This is a genomic window from Bradyrhizobium sp. P2_E8, assembly GCF_056403875.1.
In genome coordinates this window covers 1-572 of record NZ_JBFUES010001885.1, presented here as the reverse complement: position 1 = coordinate 572, position 572 = coordinate 1, and the positions used below count along the sequence as shown (strand labels likewise).

The following is a 572-nucleotide window of genomic DNA, read 5'->3' as shown; positions in this document are numbered from 1 at the left end:
GCTGCCAGGCACCTGCAAGCGGCGGACGCGCGGAAAGGTGAAGGGGTCGTAGAGCGAGCGGCCTCAACAATCCCGTCATTGCGAGCGCAGCGAAGCAATCCAGGGTGTCTCCGCGGAGGGATTCTGGATTGCTTCGCTGCGCTCGCAATGACGGTGTTCGGCTACGACACTTTCACGCCGTTGTTTGCGACAATTCGCAAGTTCGGCCTCAGCGTCTCTTCCAGCTCCGATTTCAATTCGTGGACGCGCGGATCCGTCGAGTGTGCCGCGCAGACTGCGTATTGGTGGACCGATTGCGCCAAGGCGCGCCGCGCTTCCGGGGTTCGCGTCACCTCGGGCTTTGACAGCCGCAGCACGATCGCTGCGAGATTCACCAGCATCTCGTCCAACGCGACATCAATGGTCCGAAGATTACGCATCACTCACTCCCTGGGAGGGCAACAGCGGACCCAGGGATGCGTTCCGGGCCGGACCGGACATGGTTAACCCTTCGTAAACGTCTTGTTCCTGCCGATCGCCGCGCTAGGCTAGCTGCGAAACAAAGAAAATCGAGGGGAGGGACCATCATGGAT

The 572-nt window shown here is 60.8% G+C and carries 1 protein-coding gene; it reads right to left on the bottom strand.

The window, feature by feature from the left end; all coding sequences use genetic code 11:
- Window positions 1–161: 161 nt before the first annotated feature.
- Window positions 162–419 carry a hypothetical protein gene (locus AC1D00_RS44515; RefSeq protein ID WP_404552695.1) on the bottom strand — a complete coding sequence of 86 codons (258 nt, stop codon included), beginning with the start codon at window positions 417–419 and terminating at the stop codon, window positions 162–164.
- Between the last annotated feature and the right edge of the window lie 153 nt (window positions 420–572).

Excerpts from the sequence above, each read along its gene's own strand:
- AC1D00_RS44515 (WP_404552695.1), bottom strand. The coding sequence starts at position 419 with ATGCGTAATCTTCGGACCATTGATGTCGCGTTGGACGAGATGCTGGTG.